The 16,240-nt window shown below is 44.3% G+C and carries 17 protein-coding genes; 5 read left to right on the top strand and 12 right to left on the bottom strand.

The features are described 5' to 3' along the window. Nucleotides 1-202 precede the first annotated feature (202 nt). From J2X75_RS05620 to J2X75_RS05610, 3 genes are all read right to left on the bottom strand, one after another. A complete protein-coding gene (locus J2X75_RS05620; protein WP_310334848.1) occupies nucleotides 203-1,063 on the bottom strand; it encodes an ergot alkaloid biosynthesis protein in 861 nt (286 codons plus the stop codon). Beyond that, a complete protein-coding gene (locus J2X75_RS05615) occupies nucleotides 1,053-1,499 on the bottom strand; it encodes a nuclear transport factor 2 family protein (RefSeq protein WP_310334847.1) in 447 nt (148 codons plus the stop codon). The genes J2X75_RS05620 and J2X75_RS05615 overlap by 11 nt, the downstream gene beginning before the upstream one ends. A gap of 131 nt (nucleotides 1,500-1,630) precedes the next feature. Further along, nucleotides 1,631-2,215, bottom strand: a complete 585-nt coding sequence (locus tag J2X75_RS05610) for a TetR/AcrR family transcriptional regulator (protein WP_310334846.1) — start codon at nucleotides 2,213-2,215, stop codon at nucleotides 1,631-1,633. A gap of 167 nt (nucleotides 2,216-2,382) precedes the next feature. Here J2X75_RS05610 and J2X75_RS05605 point away from each other — a divergent pair, with 167 nt between their 5' ends. Beyond that, nucleotides 2,383-2,745 (top strand): iron-sulfur cluster biosynthesis family protein, encoded by a 363-nt coding sequence (locus tag J2X75_RS05605; protein ID WP_017688778.1) that lies wholly within the window; start codon nucleotides 2,383-2,385, stop codon nucleotides 2,743-2,745. A 419-nt stretch (nucleotides 2,746-3,164) separates the two neighbouring features. Next, nucleotides 3,165-3,938, top strand: coding sequence for a M15 family metallopeptidase (locus tag J2X75_RS05600; protein ID WP_310334842.1), 774 nt, complete (start codon nucleotides 3,165-3,167; stop codon nucleotides 3,936-3,938). A gap of 135 nt (nucleotides 3,939-4,073) precedes the next feature. On the opposite strand, the gene J2X75_RS05595 is transcribed toward J2X75_RS05600, so the two are convergent. Continuing rightward, complete coding sequence (locus tag J2X75_RS05595) at nucleotides 4,074-4,313, bottom strand: hypothetical protein (protein WP_307537098.1); 240 nt, start codon at nucleotides 4,311-4,313, stop codon at nucleotides 4,074-4,076. A 130-nt stretch (nucleotides 4,314-4,443) separates the two neighbouring features. Here J2X75_RS05595 and J2X75_RS05590 point away from each other — a divergent pair, with 130 nt between their 5' ends. Beyond that, complete coding sequence (locus J2X75_RS05590; RefSeq protein WP_091016769.1) at nucleotides 4,444-5,076, top strand: nitroreductase family protein; 633 nt, start codon at nucleotides 4,444-4,446, stop codon at nucleotides 5,074-5,076. Between the two features lie 48 nt (nucleotides 5,077-5,124). On the opposite strand, the gene J2X75_RS05585 is transcribed toward J2X75_RS05590, so the two are convergent. Further along, nucleotides 5,125-6,285 (bottom strand): leucine-rich repeat domain-containing protein, encoded by a 1,161-nt coding sequence (locus tag J2X75_RS05585; protein ID WP_310334839.1) that lies wholly within the window; start codon nucleotides 6,283-6,285, stop codon nucleotides 5,125-5,127. Between the two features lie 165 nt (nucleotides 6,286-6,450). Here J2X75_RS05585 and J2X75_RS05580 point away from each other — a divergent pair, with 165 nt between their 5' ends. Then, nucleotides 6,451-6,909 (top strand): AraC family transcriptional regulator, encoded by a 459-nt coding sequence (locus J2X75_RS05580; RefSeq protein ID WP_310334838.1) that lies wholly within the window; start codon nucleotides 6,451-6,453, stop codon nucleotides 6,907-6,909. 309 nt (nucleotides 6,910-7,218) lie between these two features. Here J2X75_RS05580 and J2X75_RS05575 read toward each other — a convergent pair whose 3' ends face one another. From J2X75_RS05575 to J2X75_RS05565, 3 genes are all read right to left on the bottom strand, one after another. Continuing rightward, the gene (locus J2X75_RS05575; RefSeq protein ID WP_310334836.1) at nucleotides 7,219-8,463 is read right to left on the bottom strand and encodes an aminopeptidase; all 1,245 of its coding nucleotides are present in this window, start codon (nucleotides 8,461-8,463) and stop codon (nucleotides 7,219-7,221) included. Between the two features lie 103 nt (nucleotides 8,464-8,566). Beyond that, the gene (locus J2X75_RS05570) at nucleotides 8,567-10,108 is read right to left on the bottom strand and encodes an acetate--CoA ligase (protein ID WP_310336660.1); all 1,542 of its coding nucleotides are present in this window, start codon (nucleotides 10,106-10,108) and stop codon (nucleotides 8,567-8,569) included. Between the two features lie 316 nt (nucleotides 10,109-10,424). Next, nucleotides 10,425-11,429: an aldo/keto reductase gene (locus tag J2X75_RS05565; RefSeq protein ID WP_310334833.1), complete on the bottom strand. Its 1,005-nt coding sequence runs from the start codon at nucleotides 11,427-11,429 to the stop codon at nucleotides 10,425-10,427. Between the two features lie 200 nt (nucleotides 11,430-11,629). On the opposite strand from J2X75_RS05565, the gene J2X75_RS05560 reads away from it, so the two are divergent. After that, the gene (locus J2X75_RS05560) at nucleotides 11,630-12,475 is read left to right on the top strand and encodes an AraC family ligand binding domain-containing protein (protein ID WP_310334831.1); all 846 of its coding nucleotides are present in this window, start codon (nucleotides 11,630-11,632) and stop codon (nucleotides 12,473-12,475) included. 69 nt (nucleotides 12,476-12,544) lie between these two features. On the opposite strand, the gene J2X75_RS05555 is transcribed toward J2X75_RS05560, so the two are convergent. Genes J2X75_RS05555 through J2X75_RS05540 form a run of 4 tightly spaced genes read right to left on the bottom strand, consistent with a single transcriptional unit; the run spans nucleotide 12,545 to nucleotide 16,230 of the window. Continuing rightward, entirely contained in the window at nucleotides 12,545-12,943 is a 399-nt protein-coding gene (locus J2X75_RS05555) for an Asp23/Gls24 family envelope stress response protein (protein ID WP_047842725.1), read from the bottom strand. Between the two features lie 29 nt (nucleotides 12,944-12,972). After that, on the bottom strand, nucleotides 12,973-14,052 hold the full coding sequence (locus J2X75_RS05550; protein WP_091031174.1) for an AI-2E family transporter: 1,080 nt from the start codon (nucleotides 14,050-14,052) through the stop codon (nucleotides 12,973-12,975). Nucleotides 14,053-14,087: 35 nt separating this feature from the next. Continuing rightward, nucleotides 14,088-15,545 (bottom strand): sensor histidine kinase, encoded by a 1,458-nt coding sequence (locus tag J2X75_RS05545; RefSeq protein WP_310334826.1) that lies wholly within the window; start codon nucleotides 15,543-15,545, stop codon nucleotides 14,088-14,090. After that, a complete protein-coding gene (locus J2X75_RS05540; RefSeq protein WP_310334824.1) occupies nucleotides 15,523-16,230 on the bottom strand; it encodes a response regulator transcription factor in 708 nt (235 codons plus the stop codon). The genes J2X75_RS05545 and J2X75_RS05540 overlap by 23 nt, the downstream gene beginning before the upstream one ends. Nucleotides 16,231-16,240: the final 10 nt, after the last annotated feature.

Raw genomic sequence — 16,240 nt, 5'->3', positions numbered from 1 at the left:
ATCTAGGGCGTTTCTCAAAACTCGCCCTAACATTCATCCTCATCTATTTCCCCAAAAGTGTGTTCGTATAATCACTGCTTTCCGTAGTGTCCCTGGTTAGGGAGAGATCCATATTTGAATCAACGATGTCAACATGCTGGTAGACATGCAAAAAGACGGGCACTAGGCACCGTCTTCTCATAATATGAAAATATTTCTTCCATTATTTCCATACTTCGATATGATTTTGAATAAATTGCTCGAATGAAATTGGGTTATTCCCCGTTATTTTTGTCACCGTATCCGTCGTTTGATCTTCTCTCCCCTCCTCCCGGATAGGCACATCCAGTCCTGCCAGGGCAGCAGCGTATTCTTCTGACATTCCTGCGCGAATCATGCTGTTTTTCAATTCATCATCGGACAAAGATTCATGCTGGATGGACTGACCCAGTACACGGCTCAAGACGTCTGCAACCTGTCCATAGGACAACGACTCCGGCCCTGTAATGATATGCTCCGTATTATGAGGAACTACATCTGTCAGAGCATGGAAGGCCACCGCCGCGATATCATCTGCACTAACAAATCCAATTTTCCCTTCACCCGTAGCACTGTAAATTTTCCCGAGTTGTTTCGTTGTCTCCCGATGCGGCCCCTCCGTAAAGTTCTCCATAAAATAGGAAGGCTGTAATACGGCCCACTCAGGAGCATGCGCTTTTAAATACTGATGTACTTTGCCAAATATAGGACCATTCTCATCGATCGAAGCACTGCCAAGTAAAACGAATCGCTTAACCCCGTTCCACAATGCTTCCTTGATGAACGGAATCATGACGTCTTCTGGGGTCATGTCCATGACTGGCACGACAAGGTACACCTGATTCACATTTTTCAGCGCTAGCGCATATGTCTCGAAATCATACCAATCAAAATAGACATAGTTATCGGCAGAATCAGAAAGAGATGGTTTAGTTCTTCCTGCCAAACGCACCGGATAATGATGCTTTTGAAGTATGGCCGCAACACGGCTTCCCGTTTTTCCATTAGCCCCTATAATAAGTGTCAACGGTTTATCATTGATCATGCTTGTTACCTCCTAAGTCCGATTCGAGTACGACCATTGGATTCCAATAGTCTTTATAATGTGTAATTTTCCCATTAGAGTGGCTCACTACAGAGATGTAAGTTTGGTTGTATGGCTTGCCTGTAACTAATGAACGCCCTTTACAAGTAAATTCAGCCACAAACTGTTGTTTCGTGGAATCAGCCAAGATCACCGGTTCAGAAAACTGCTGGATTTCAATCATCCCCAGTAGATTATGAAGATGATTCGTAATTGCCGCTTTGCCTTCCAGTTTCTGAGGATATCCTGCTGGTGCATATGGGAATTCGAAGATAGCTTCAGATGTATATAGCTCCAACCACTGTTCCAGTTTTCCTTCCAGTAGCAATTGAGTAAAACCATGCATGATCCGATGCGGTATACTATTGCCCGCTTCCATCTGCTGAGATTGTGTCATCCTTATTTCCTCCTTCAGTTTGTTTGGTGTTCTTTTTCCAGACCAATCGGTCTATAATAGTCAAAAAATAAACGCCCTAAGCGTTCATTTTCAAAAAACCATAAAGAATCTTACTCAAACCATGTAAAACGTTAATCCATAGCCCTTAGGGTCATCTGTACAAAATCTTGCAGCGCTTCTGCGCTTGCACCGCTCTTCGCCGTAAAGGTCAATGAGAGTCGGGAATAATTCAGAAAACGGGCAAGCCCGGGCAATTCTTCCTCTGAGTGCCTCAATTCGCCACTCTTCTGGCCTCGTAACAGCGCAGTATGAAAAACATCTTCCATTTGTTGATTAGTGGTTTGAATAAAAGCTGCGATTTCGTGATTTTGTGGTGCCTGTTCAACCGCGCTATTAATGATGAAACATTCATTACGACGTTCGTTGTCTGTCAACACGTTAACCGCTTCGTTGAACAACTCGGTCACGCCTTGCCTCACACTTGTACATTCGTTTAATAGTCTGATCCCCGCCTCTGTCTTCTGCTGAATATAGAATTTAAGAGCAGAGACAAATAAATCATGTTTAGTTCCGTAGGTGTCATACAGGCTTTGCCGCGCAATGCCAAGTTCACTCAGCAGTAAGCTCAAAGATGTACCTTCATAACCGTACGCTCCAAATACAGACGTTGCTTTTCTTAGAACGGTCTCCGTGTCAAACTCCTTGGCTCTTCCCAATTTCAGACCTCACCTCCCTATTCATTAAATAAAGAATACCCTTTCCAGACTGATCAGTCAAGAAAATAAATGCTTTGATTATTGACAAAGTGGTATAATGTGAATAGAAGCTGAATGAATTCTTTTTACCCTTACAACCATGACCACATATAAAGGAGTGTACCTATATGTATATTCAAATTACAGATTTGGCTGCAAAACGATTGACGGAAAGCCTGAATGACCAACCCGGATATTTCAAAGTGATCTATGACTTGGAAGGTTGCGGATGTAACGGAGTTATCGCTATTATCATTGTTGATGAACTTGCGGCTCTCGACGCGCAGATTGAAACCAATCTGGTTCCGTTCTATGTTGATCCGAAGCAGCAGCTGAACCTAGAACAACACATGAAGCTGGATACGGAAGAAAATTATCCTTCTTTCAAATTAAGCAGTGATTCTGGTGTGCTCAGCGCCAACGTTCGCGTTCGTGATACACGGGCCGTAACTGTGGGAAGCTCCGGTGGATCTGACGCTTGCATGTTATAACATAGTCTCTAGCATAATTTCAGTAATCTAGCATTATCTCTCTTCTCTTCACAACACAAGCCGTTGCATCTTATGCAACGGCTTTTTCATGTATACTGCCTCTAGGAGAGTTGCAAAAGAAGACTCTATATAAATTCAACTAAACATTTACACGGAACGGAGAGGACAGAAAGAACCTAAAGAAGCGAAGCGTTCGCCTTTATCCCCGGATTTCCCCCTTATAAGGGGAATTCGTAAAATCTGGGGATAACAGCGATCGGAAGGTTGTTCTGTCATCGTAGTGTCCAGTGTAATATTCTTTAGTTCAACTTATATAGCAAACTTTGTTTACAACTCGGAAACAATTGGAGAACCTATGGATATAATCCTCTAGTATACTCGGTATATAGATTCATATATTCCGAGGAGGAACACACATCATGAAATCTTTTACTCGTAAATCCATCATATCTACAATTCTCGTAGGCTCTGTTGTAGCAGGTTCTGCCTTTACTACGTTTCCCATCACTTCTAGCCTGAATCCCGTCGCGTCTGCGGCAAGCTCTAGCTTCACTCAATTTCTGCATGATAATGCACCTGGTCGTACGATCAAAACGATTAAAAATGTGGCAACTGTGACCAATGTGTCCAGTACGGTTGTACTTGTCAATAAAAAGAGAAATCTGCCTTCAACTTATGCACCACAAGATTTGGTTGTACCTAATGTTCCTTTTAGCTTCTCAGGTTCCAGTCCGAAGAAACAAATGCGTAAAGTAGCTGCAACCGCTATTGAAAAATTATTTGCGGCTGCCAAAAAAGACGGCATTGATATCAAAGCGGTGTCTGGCTATCGCTCTTATGCGACCCAGAAATCAATCTTTGACCGTAATGCCAGTATCAAAGGTGAAGCTGTTGCCAATAAAACAAGTGCTCGGCCAGGACAAAGCGAACATCAGACTGGTCTAGCCATGGATATCTCCAGCGCTTCGGCTGGTTATGATCTTCAGCAAAGCTTTGGCAACACCAAAGAAGGCAAATGGCTAAAAGCCAATGCCCACAAATACGGATTCATCATTCGTTATGGCAAAGACCAAGAGAAATTGACTGGTTACTCCTATGAGCCATGGCATGTACGTTATGTCGGAGTATATATTGCTGGTGAGATTACCAACCAGAATCTTACGCTCGAGCAGTATTTGGAACGTGCCAAATAAGGCAGGTTGGAACCCAGAGCGTAGACAGTTATCTGATTAGATAAAAAGAAGCGTGACCATAGATAACATGGCTGAAGGAGAAAATGGGGCCGCAACTGGCCCTCTTCTGCTTCAATCTTTCATTTATACACTTCATCATGTCCCAACGATTTTTCTAAAGACGAGTGGCAATCTTTTAAGACCTTCTGTTCCAGCCCAAGAGCCTACTCCAGCAAGTATTGCATTATGGCACAAATAAAGTGCGACATTGTACACGATAGGGCCTAGAATAATCTCCACTACTACAAAACGTTTTAACGTCGAAGATTGGATCACATATACCCGAAATTCATGAGGGTCATGTCCTCCCATAAACCTTGCGATCAATGCTTTCATGAATCACCTCTAGTGTTTTATTTTAGCGTATGGCAGACAATCCTTGTCTTATTCTAAAATAATACTTACATAAAGTAACTAAGTGTGTTATAGTCAGTTTATAAATCATACATAAGCGAGGGAAACTACCATGAGTGAGTTCGAGAATCTAGTCAAAAACCGTAGATCGGCCGTTATTTTTGAAGAAGGAATTGAAATTTCAGATTCGGAACTGCAAGAGATGTTTGCCCTGAACAAATTTGCACCATCTGCCTTTAACCTGCAACACACGCACTATCTTGTGATTAAAGACGAGGAACAGAAAGAGAAAGTCTATGAAGCTTCCCAGCAATATAAGGTAAAAACAGCTTCTGCGGTCATCGTGGTATTGGGCGACGTCAACGCGCATCATCATATCCGCACTATTAACGAAGGCTTGCTAAACCTGGGCGCACTCACTCCGTTTCAATACGAGCAGGAATCCCAAAGTGTCACTGAATTTTACGAATCTCGCGGCAGATTCTTCCAACGTGAGGATGCGATTCGCAATGCCAGCCTGTCTGCCATGCAATTGATGCTGATCGCTCAGGATCGCGGTTGGGATACTTGTCCAATGATTGGCTTTGACTCGGAAGAACTGCAACGGAGTTTGGAAATTCCTAACCATTACGTACCGGTTATGCTGATCACCATCGGCAAAAAGTCGGAAGCCAAACAACGCCCACGCGGTTACCGTAAACCAATTAACGAATATGTTAGCTTCAACAAAATGCACGCTGAATAACATAAAAGTAGTTAAATGACACAGCAAAAAAGCCACGTTCTCGTGGCTTTAATACGTTTCATAGATCAATGTATCCAACATGTGAAATTCATCGTCAAACTCCGCATATATGTACAGTCGACCAGCAGGTGTATCCCCCGCATCATAACCCAATCGGAAATATTGATCTCCCTGAAATTCTGCATCAGCCAAAATCAATGCACTGATATCTTCGTCCGGATGAGTCTCGGCAATGGTTTTAAGCGCTTGCTCACCAAGCATGTCCCATCGTTTCCACGTCGCTTCCATATATGGGGATAAGGCTTCCATCTCTGTCTTGGTTGAAACCTGTGCAGTGACTACCAGTTCTTTATCCTGAATATGTAAGCGCATCTGATAGTTGGACATCGATGCGTCATACTGAAACACACCCATCCCCTGAACTTCATGATTGGATTCAAAAATCAGATTGTCTGCATATTGCAGTCTCTCCAGCTTGGGATTAGCGCTATAGTTCAACTCGGTTAATTTGTTCTCGGAACAGTACAACTCTCTTAGTTGTACGTTATGGCGAATATCCAGCTTGCTAATATGGTTGTTAAAACAACGGACACTCTCTAAAACCATATTTGAACGAAAGTCCAACTGTTTGATATGGTTGTGGTTACAACGAAGTTCAATCAAGTTTGGACAACCGGTTACATCAAGTTCCAACATGTAATTGTTGGCGCAATCAAGTCGCCGCAGTTGCTTATTGTGTTCAAGTTCAAGTGAAAAAAGAGCATTATAACTGCAACTAAGTTCCTTCAACTGCTGTAGGTGCTCCGAAGCCAGCTCCGACAACATATTCCAATGACACTCCACCGTTATAAGTTTGGAATTATGAGAAAGATCTAATTTTCGAAGTCGATTAAAACTGCAATCCAGCACTTGCAATTCCGAATTGGAACGGAGGTCCAGTGTAAGAAGCTGATTCTCTCTGCAACGTAACGTCCTCAGCTTGTGGTTCTGAGCTAGATCCAGACTTGTCAATTGATTATAGACACAATCCAACTCTTGAAGACCCCTGAAATACTCGATTCCATTAAAATTGCTAATATTGTGATTGGAAAGTTGCAATATCTCAACCTCACAAACGTCACTCTCCTGAATGAAATCCCGCTGATCACAAAAACGATCCAACACAACTTGCCTGAAACGTTCATCCGTGAAAGCATAAGTAATATCCATGTCTAACGCCTCCCCTCTCGTTTTGCTCTATTGGAACAGTCTTCCAACATATTATCACTATTCTATGAGTTTCGTCGCCGGGATTCAACAATTACCTAAGCAAATTCTTTTATACCATGTTAACATCCAACATGTAAGAGAAATCATACAGAGAGGAAGATTTTCATGGAAATGTATATCGAAAACCTCCCGTCATATCGTATCGCCTATGTTCGACAAGTCGGTCCTTACGGTCCAGCCAATGCTCAAGCGATGAATACGCTGAAACAATGGGCAGACAAAAACCAACTGCTTAATGAAGCAGCAATTTTATTCGGTATTCCCCAGGATGACCCGGCAAGCACACCTCCTCAGAACTGCAGATATGATGCCTCTATTGTTGTTACTGAATCTGAACGTCTGGAAGATGAGTTTGTTGAGATTGGTGAGTTATTAGGCGGAGATTATCTCATCTGCAAGGTGAGACATACGGCAGAAGCTATTCAGCAGGCATGGAATGTGATCATCCCTCATTTACAAACAAGTGGTTATCAGATGGACGACAAGCCGGTTATAGAAAGATATCGTTGGGAACTGCTTAATCAGCATTATTGCGAGATATGTGTGCCTGTAAGACCCGTGTAATTCGCGATACGAGCAAACAAAAAAAGTGACTTCAGGTTGAAGTCACTTTCTCGTTAAGCACTATTACTGCTACTATATAAATTGAACTAATCATTTACACGATAACGGAGAGGACAGAAAAAACCTGAAAAAGCGAAGCGTTCGCCTAAAAGCTTTCTGAAAGAAAGCTGCATCGGAAGCATACGCTATCCCCGGATTTTCCCCTTCAGAAAAGGAATCAAAAAAATCTGGGGATAACAGCGATTGGAAGGTTATTCTGTCATCGTAGTGTCTGTGTAAATAACCTTTAGTTCAACTTATAAAACTAAATTAAAATGCCCAGTTGCCTTTACGGAATACCGGCTCGATTGTACCATCCTGTAACTCACCATCGATATCCAGCTCAGCGGAACCGATCATGAAATCAACGTGAGTCAAGCTCACATTGCACTCATGCTTCAGTAACTCTTCATTCGACATGGTTGTGCCATCTTTCATGTTGAATGGATACGCACTTCCCACAGCCAAGTGGCAAGATGCATTTTCATCAATACCCGTATTGTAGAAAATACGATTCAGGTTGGAGATTGGGGAGTCATGTGGTACTAGTGCGACCTCTCCCAGATAACGTGCACCTTCATCGGTGGCAAACAGGTTCTTCAAATGTTCTTCACCGGATGCTGCCGTAAACGCTACAACCTGTCCATCCTTGAATGTGATTCTCATTTGGTCTACCAGTTGCCCGTTCAGGTTCAAAGGCATGGTACTGCTGACATATCCATTCACTCCACTGCGCTTAGGCATGGTGAATACTTCTTCAGTTGGCATATTGGCGACCGTGTACACGCCTTGTTTATTTTCGCTACCACCGCCACCCCAGATGTGGTTGTGGACCAATTCAATTTTCAAGTCTGTACCTTGCGCACGGTAGTGCAGGCTCTTATAGTTCTTTTTGTTCAGGAGATCACTCATGGTATTCAGGGTATCCAGATGTTCTCTCCAATTTTGTACGGCGTCTCCTCCATCTACACGGTTCATTTTGAAGATGGTTTCCCACATCACGTTGATTCGGTCTTCTTCCGGGATGTCGGCAAATACTTTTTTCGCCCAAGCCTTGGTCGGGGCCTTGATCAGACACCAGCTAATTTCATGGTTGCGTGTGTATTTGGCATATCCGCGACGTGCGTGTGCAGCTGCCTTGGTAGCACGGGAAACGCTGTCGGAGTCAATTCCGTTATACAGTTCAGGATCTGGAACTTTGATCGTCAGGGTAGCGCCGCCTGCTTCTGCAAACTTCTCCATCATATCCGCTTTCCAGGCTGGATAGTAGTCAAAGCTGTCATTGGAACCATGTTCAAAACGACTGCGGGTAATGTTGTCGTCATCGAAGTCCACTTGTACATAGTTTGCACCAGCCGCATAGGCTTTTTGCACAATCAGACGTGTGAATTCAAGCGTTTCGATCGGTGCAGTGACGAGCAGATCCTGTCCTTTTTGAATATTCACGCCAACTTTAACAACCAGTTCTGCGTATTGTTCCAATGACTTTTCAAAGGTTTGTTCAAATTGACTCATGGTTGTGTTCACTCCTGTTTCATATATTGTACGACCGCTTTCGCTTCTGCAGAATCGATTCCTTCTCTTTCACTACGCATGATCATTCGTTATCTAATCTCATTTAACCATTACGTTTTTCTTGTTCGCGCAGTTCGATCCGGCGGATTTTACCAGAGTTGGTCTTTGGCAGATCCGTAACAAATTCTATCTTGCGTGGATATTTATAAGGTGCTGTAATTTCTTTGACATGGTGCTGCAATTCACGCATCAGTTCTGGTGAAGCCAGTGAATCGTCTCTCAACACGACAAAAGCTTTGACAATATTGCCGCGGATCTCATCCGGACTTGCAACCACCGCGCATTCCTTCACGCTGGCGTGTTTCATGAGTGCTTCTTCCACTTCAAATGGTCCAATCGTGTAGCCCGAACTGATGATGATGTCGTCACTGCGCCCTTCAAACCAGAAGTAACCTTCTTCGTCTTTACGTGCACGGTCTCCTGTTACAAAATAATCGCCACGCTGACTCGCTTCCTTCCGTCCCTCATCCTGATAATAGGACCGGAACAAAGCTGGCATCTCTTTGTGTACCGCGATATCTCCTACTTCACCGGCAGGAACAGGCTGTCCGTCTTCGTCAATGATTTCAATCAATCCAGGTGTGATCGACTGACCCATGGAGCCAATGCGTACAGGGGCATCTTTGAGACTGCCGATTAACAACGTGCTCTCGGTCTGTCCATATCCGTCTCGAATAGTCAGATCAAAGTGACGCTGGAAGATTTCAATGACTTCCTGATTGAGCGGTTCACCCGCTGAAACAGCACTGCGCAGATGAGACAGGTCATAATGTCCAAGATCATCGGCTTTGGCCATCAACCGATATTCCGTTGGTGTACAGCAAAGGACATTAATTTGATGTTCCTGCATCAGTTCCAGGTAACGCTTGGGCTGGAAAGATCCATTGTAGACCAGTCCAGTCGCGCCTCTTCCGAGTACCGACAGGAACGGGCTCCAGATCCATTTTTGCCAGCCAGGTGCAGCCGTTGCCCATACGGTATCTGAAGGTTGAATATCCAGCCATAATGAAGAAGCGATCCGCAGGTGGGCATATCCCCAACCGTGGCTATGTACAACTCCTTTGGGATTACCTGTTGTGCCCGAAGTATAAGCAAGGATAGCCGTATCATCACGATGAGTCTCCACCGCAGCCATCTCATCGGGTTGATTCTGCATTAACCGATGCACATTCACCCAACCTTCAGCAGGTACGCCAACTTCTTCATTCGGTGATGCCACGATGCGATGTGCCAGTGACGGCAGATCCGCGTCCATCTTTTCCACTTCCGAGGTCGTCTCGGACCATACAATAACAGCCCGCGCCTCAGAGTGACGCAGACGATATTCCAGATCTTTTGCCCGCAACATCTCGGAGGAAGGAATAACGGCAATCCCCAGTTTCAGACAAGCAATATAAATGACATAGGCAATAATACGGCGTGGTACCATGACCAACACCCGATCACCCTTCTCTAGTCCAAGTTCACGCAAACCTCCAGCAAGACGATTCGCCTGCTTGAATAAATCACCATACGTGATCTCTTCCAATTCTCGTTGATCGCTGAGCCATCTAAGTGCAATCCGGTCTGATGGATGATTCTCCATCTCGGATGTCAGGTTATAGCTTTCAGGCGAAATCCACTGTTCAAAGTTCAAATGGAGCCTCTCCTTCGTAGTTCAATTGTAAAGCTTCTATATATTATACCCTAAATCCTAGGACCAGGTGCTATGAACTAGGTTCATTCTGAAAAAATAAACATAGGTCAATTAATGAACTATTATAATAGATCTTATCCTATAAAGAAAATGACATATACAAAATGGCGCCTTCCTGATTGATCAGGTAGGCACCATTTCATTCTTAATTTATATTACATTAGTTTTAGCTAACTATAATTTTCACACAGCTATACTGTGTATATTACCACGGATAATTGCCCATTCCGTCCAGAATGCTTTCGATCTCATTCAACTCTTCCGTTGTCAGATCCGGTACCTGGAGTGCAGCCACGTTTTCTTCAATCTGGGACACACGGCTTGCACCAATTAGTGCGGAGGTTACACGGTTACCACGCAAGATCCAGTTCAGAGCCAGTTGGGAGATCGTCTGCCCTCTTCGCTTGGCAACTGCCTGAAGCGCATCGAACTTGGCAATCCGTTCGTCTGTGTATGCTTCTTTTTTCAAATTGCCTGTTGGATTGGCGCGTTCTTCCTTGATCTTGTCGACATATTTATTGGTCAACTGACCGCGGCCGAGTGGACAGAACGCAATGGAACCTACGCCCTGCTCATCCAGTACGTCCTGCAAACCGTCTTCAATCCAGCGATTCAACATCGAGTAGTTTGGTTGATGAACCAGACATGGCGTACCCAGACGACGAAGAATGGTTACCGCTTCTTGTGTCTGTTCTGCATTATAATTGGACAAGCCCACATACAGTGCTTTACCTTGGCGCACGATATGATCCAGCGCCGTCATCGTTTCTTCCAACGGCGTGTCCGGATCTGGACGGTGATGATAGAAAATGTCCACATAATCCAGTCCCATCCGGCTGAGACTTTGATCCAGACTGGCAATCAGGTTTTTACGGGAACCCCATTCGCCGTAAGGTCCACTCCACATGTGATAGCCAGCTTTTGAGGAGATGAGCAGCTCATCCCGATAAGGACGCAGATGTTTTTTATAAATCACACCAAAGTTCTCTTCCGCTGATCCTGGAGGGGGACCATAGTTATTCGCCAGATCGAAGTGGTTAATTCCGAGGTCAAAGGCACGCAAAATCATCTCTTCCTGAATATCCAACGTACGGTTGCCACCGAAGTTCTGCCATAAACCCAGTGCAATTTGCGGCAGTCTAATTCCGGATTTACCGGAACGTACATATTTCATCTCATCATATCGTTGTTCACTCGCAGTATAGGGCATTGTTATTCTCACTTTCCTGTAGGGTTTGCCTTGCTGCTTCTAATCTTAGACATTTCTCGAGCAAAACGATATGGCATTTCACTATAACCATATGGAAAAATGACTGTTATCTATACAAGCTAATGTTAAATCATTGATCTTTTCAGCTAATTAATATGTTAAAATGCAAGATGAGACGAATCATACAGGAGTGAATACCCTTGATTACGTATATGTTTAAAAGCAATCATTTTCAGGAGCTTCAGCTCCTTCATTATGGCACGGAAGCCTGTACACCAGGTCATCACTTTGGCCCTGCCATGAGAGACTATTACAAAATTCATTATATTTTGAATGGCAAAGGCACCTTCGAAGTGGGTGGCAAAACGTACACCCTGCACAAAGGTCAAGGTTTTCTGATCGTTCCGCATTCTGTTGTTCATTACGAAGCAGATCAGGATGATCCCTGGGAATACAGCTGGGTTGCTTTTCAAGGCAGCAATAGCCAAACCTTTTTACAGCAAGCTTGTCTGTCGGAGCATCACCCGATTTTTGAGCTGGGCAATGAGGATGACGAGATGCGATCCTGTCTGCATCGAATGATTAATTCGCGCCATACCCACAAAGGCTGGGAGATCAGCATGACTGGTTTGCTGTATCAATTCTTCTCCATTTTGATTGATCAGGCTAATTCAGAGCATCTTCAACCCATGCCGGATTATTCGAAGGAAACGTACGTTACGCAAGTAATGGACTTCATTGAAATGAACTATGCCAATGCCATTACCGTTCAATCCATCGCGGCCCATGTCGGTTTGCAGCGCAGTTACCTGTGCTCTCTCTTCAAGGACAAGATGGGAAGCAGCATCCAGTCGTATCTGGTTCATTATCGGATGCGCAGGGCAGCCGAACTGACGCTTGATCCCGGTCTGACCATTGGTGATATTGCCCGTTCTGTGGGCTATACGGATCAATTGCTTTTCTCCAAAATGTTCAAAAAAGTGATGGGTGAAGCGCCCACCTACTACCGCAAACATAAAACAGCACCCTCCCAGTTAAGTTGTTAATTGGGAAGGTGCTGTTTTTGTTAATCGCTTAACCTTACTATCGTTATTCCTTACATTCTTTTCATTGGTTTATACCGTCTCCGGCATGGATATGCCAACAACTTGCACTTTGATTTCATCGACCATGACGCCTGCTAATTGTTCAACAGCCTGTTGAACATTATGTTGAAGTTCACGGCAGACCTCGTGCATCTTGTTGCCATATTGAATGTTGATGCGCAGCTGAATGGTTGCCTGATCGTCTTTGACATGTACGTCAATCCCTTTTTGCAGGCTCTTGCCGCTGATACTCTTGGCAATCCCTTCAGTCAGTCCAACCGACATGGAGGATACGCCAGCCGTTGATTGAGCGGCCATCCCCACGATCTTGGATAACACATCGTTCGAGATGTGAATGGTACCCATTTGAACAGATTGAGGTGCGATATATTCAGGTTCATTGTATTGTTTTTCGATAATTTCAGACATGTGCTCCACTCCTTCGAATAATTTAAATTCTATGCATTCTGCCATTTGTCCTTGAAGAACATGTTATAGATTCGAACCAGAAGAATTTTAACGATCATATAAACCGGGATAATAATCAGGATGGCAATAATTCCACCCAGGTCCCCTGCACCCAAGACCAGAATAATCGTCGTTAACGGGTGAATATCCAGCTTTTTGCCGAATACGTACGGTGCAACCAGGTTGTCCTGAATCTGCTGAGCGACGAGAATAATAATCAGAGACCAGATGGCAACCGATGGTGATACCACGAGACCCATGATCACAATAGGCACGGACGACACAATCGCTCCGATAAATGGAACAAAGTTCATGATGACCGCGATTACCGTGAGCAGTAATGCGTACGGCAGTCCAATGATCAGGAAACCGATATACATCAGTACACCCAGCGCCAGATTTACCAAGACTCGACCTACAATAAAACCACTCAGCGCCTGATCAATCTCAAGTACAACTTCACGGCTGTCATTTTGGAAACGTTTTGGAGCGATATGTGCCAGTTTACGACCAAATTTCTCGCCTTGTAACAGCATATAGAACAAAAGGATCGGTAGTGTAAACAAGATGATCGCAAAACTGGAAACGAGTGAGAAGAATCCACTTACATAGTTGGTTACAAAGTTAAATCCTTTGTTGATATACTCCGTGATCTGGGAGAAAGGTGTCGAGCCCTCAGGGAACAAGGCCTGAATGGCACCATTTTGCTCCAGCTCTCTCAGCTGTTCACTTAATGAATTAATTAGACTTGGTGCGTTATCAACCAGATTGATCAGTTGCTCACGTAACGATGGCCATAAACCAATGATGAAGAACACTCCCAGAATAGCAATAACCAGATAGATTAGCAAAATACTTAGCGTGCGATTTATTTTCTTTTTCTCCATATAATTCACAAGCGGCCTTAGCAGATAATAAAAGAACACCGACAACATCATCGGCACGGTAATGACCGTGATCATGGTGACGAGCGGCTGAAAGATGAAGCTTACACGTGATAATAAATAGATATTAACCAATATCAGCGCCAGTGCAATACTGAACCGGACAAACGTATTTACTTTGAACAAAATATTTCCCTCCACATGGACATTTCTTCTCTTATTTAATTTGGAATCTCAATGGTAAACACGGTGGTCTCTCGCCCACGCCGGGAAAGGATCAGCCGTCCACCCATTTTCTCCGTATTACGTCGTGCGATGGACAAACCAAGTCCGGTGCCTCCGGTCGCTGTCCGCGCCTCATCCCCTCGTACAAACGGGTCAAAGATCGTTGCCCATAGTTCTTGAGGTATGCCCACTCCGTTATCTGCCACCTCTATCACCACATGGGTATGAAGCGGAATGAGTTCGACGCGCAGTTCTGTCCCGAGTGGATTATAAGACAGAGCATTGGTGATCAGATTCTGAATGACTCTGGATAACAGCTCCGGATCATACCTCGCGTAGATCTCCTGATCAGGAACAAGTACATGGAGGACAAACTGTTTCTGTTCAATCTCCCCATAGGTATCTGCCATAATCTCGCGCACGAATTCTCCAATCTCTCTTCTCTGAATATGCATGCGAAAATCGGGCGAATCCACCTTGAGCAGCTCCAGCATATTCTGTATCATGCGTGCAACTTGAACAGACTTGTTATAGATGTATCCCAGATATCTTTGCTGCCTGTCCTTGTCCTCTCCACGTCCTTCCACCAAAGCCTGCGCATATCCCTGTATAGATGTTATCGGTGTCTTCAGATCATGTGATAAATCTACAATCAGTCGCTGTTTGCTCTCTTCAGCGTAACGTTTCTCCGCAGAGGTGTTCTCAATGACGTCCGCCATGTAGTTAAAGGTCTCACCGATCTGGACAAATTCCCTCTCGGCTGAGATCGACATCCGTGTACTATAATTTCCTTGTATCATCTGCGTAAGACCCGAGGAGAGGATGCTGAGTGGTTTTTTGATTCTCCGTGCGACCCAATAGCTATAGACAAAGATCAATAATAAAACCAAACCGATGCCAATCATAATGTAAAAGGATAATGGATGTTTCAGATTGGTAATCAACTGATTATCATTAATCCTTACGCTGACCAGATCACGCGGGATCTTCAGCAACACATACGCTGCCGCTCCTTCTGTCGAGAGAGGAGTGATCGAATAATAGTATTCCTGGTCACTCCGATTTTCCAGTCCATCATACAGATCGGCTTCACTGTATTGTGTGAACACATCTTGCTTTTCTCCCACATGACGAATGACGTTGCGATTCGCATCCAGAATCTCAATCCAGCCGCCGCTGTCCTTGAGACGTTGAATCTCTGTGTCTTTACCTTGAGAAACCGAACCTCCACCGGAGTAAAATTCATTCTCCAACTCTGCCACATACACGTGGGCTTCAACATTGAGATCCGGATCAACGACCTGATCCGAAATGCGAAAGTCCACAACATCCAGTGACACCATAAGGTACACGATTAATACCAGTAACAACAAAAAGAAGTTGAACAGCAAGAAATCCAGTGTCAGGGATGTCTGCAACAGTCGCTTTTCTCTAGCTTTCCATGGGCGCTTCAATTTTGTATCCCAGTCCCCTTATCGTTTTGAGATATTCCGGTTGTCTGGAGTCACGCTCGATCTTCTCCCGAATGTTGCTGATATGTACCATAATCGTGCTGTCCTCGTGCGCATAATAGTCGCCCCAGACGGCTTCGTATATTTTTTTACGGGTGAACACTCGGCCAGGTTGATCAAGCAACAATTCCATAATTTTATACTCTGTAGAGGTCAATGTTACAGGATTTCCTGAACGAAAAAGGATACATTGGGATCGATCCAGGGTCAGATCACCTAATACCAGATTCTGTTCTTTCGCTGCGGGGATCTCCGCTGCATCAAATTGATTGACTCTTCTGAGCAACGCCTCTACTCTGGCGACAATCTCAAGCGGGTTGAACGGCTTCGCTATATAATCGTCTGCCCCAAGTCCAAGCCCAAGGATTTTATCGTGATCCTGACTTTTAGCGGATAGGAACAGAACAGGCATGTTATGTGTGGATCTGATCTGTTTGATCAACTGCAATCCATCCATTACAGGCATCATGATGTCCAGTATGACCAGATCGATCTGTGTTGAACGTATGCATTGTAGCGCCTCGGCTCCATTCACCGCAGTCTTAATGGTGTAGTCCTTCTCCAGATATAGTTGAAGCAGTTCAACAATCTCTGGTTCGTCATCTGCAATTAATACGGTGTATCTCATGTTATTCCTC

It is taken from the genome of Paenibacillus sp. 2003 (genome assembly GCF_031455635.1).
Taxonomy (GTDB): domain Bacteria; phylum Bacillota; class Bacilli; order Paenibacillales; family Paenibacillaceae; genus Paenibacillus; species Paenibacillus amylolyticus_B.
Note: the sequence above shows the minus strand (reverse complement) of the source record. Positions and strands in the feature narration are given on the sequence as shown.

Excerpts from the sequence above, each read along its gene's own strand:
- J2X75_RS05620 (WP_310334848.1), bottom strand. The coding sequence starts at position 1,063 with ATGATCAATGATAAACCGTTGACACTTATTATAGGGGCTAATGGAAAA.
- J2X75_RS05615 (WP_310334847.1), bottom strand. The coding sequence starts at position 1,499 with ATGACACAATCTCAGCAGATGGAAGCGGGCAATAGTATACCGCATCGG.
- J2X75_RS05605 (WP_017688778.1), top strand. The coding sequence starts at position 2,383 with ATGTATATTCAAATTACAGATTTGGCTGCAAAACGATTGACGGAAAGC.
- J2X75_RS05600 (WP_310334842.1), top strand. The coding sequence starts at position 3,165 with ATGAAATCTTTTACTCGTAAATCCATCATATCTACAATTCTCGTAGGC.
- J2X75_RS05595 (WP_307537098.1), bottom strand. The coding sequence starts at position 4,313 with ATGAAAGCATTGATCGCAAGGTTTATGGGAGGACATGACCCTCATGAA.
- J2X75_RS05590 (WP_091016769.1), top strand. The coding sequence starts at position 4,444 with ATGAGTGAGTTCGAGAATCTAGTCAAAAACCGTAGATCGGCCGTTATT.
- J2X75_RS05585 (WP_310334839.1), bottom strand. The coding sequence starts at position 6,285 with ATGGATATTACTTATGCTTTCACGGATGAACGTTTCAGGCAAGTTGTG.
- J2X75_RS05580 (WP_310334838.1), top strand. The coding sequence starts at position 6,451 with ATGGAAATGTATATCGAAAACCTCCCGTCATATCGTATCGCCTATGTT.
- J2X75_RS05575 (WP_310334836.1), bottom strand. The coding sequence starts at position 8,463 with ATGAGTCAATTTGAACAAACCTTTGAAAAGTCATTGGAACAATACGCA.
- J2X75_RS05570 (WP_310336660.1), bottom strand. The coding sequence starts at position 10,108 with ATGGAGAATCATCCATCAGACCGGATTGCACTTAGATGGCTCAGCGAT.
- J2X75_RS05565 (WP_310334833.1), bottom strand. The coding sequence starts at position 11,429 with ATGCCCTATACTGCGAGTGAACAACGATATGATGAGATGAAATATGTA.
- J2X75_RS05555 (WP_047842725.1), bottom strand. The coding sequence starts at position 12,943 with ATGTCTGAAATTATCGAAAAACAATACAATGAACCTGAATATATCGCA.
- J2X75_RS05540 (WP_310334824.1), bottom strand. The coding sequence starts at position 16,230 with ATGAGATACACCGTATTAATTGCAGATGACGAACCAGAGATTGTTGAA.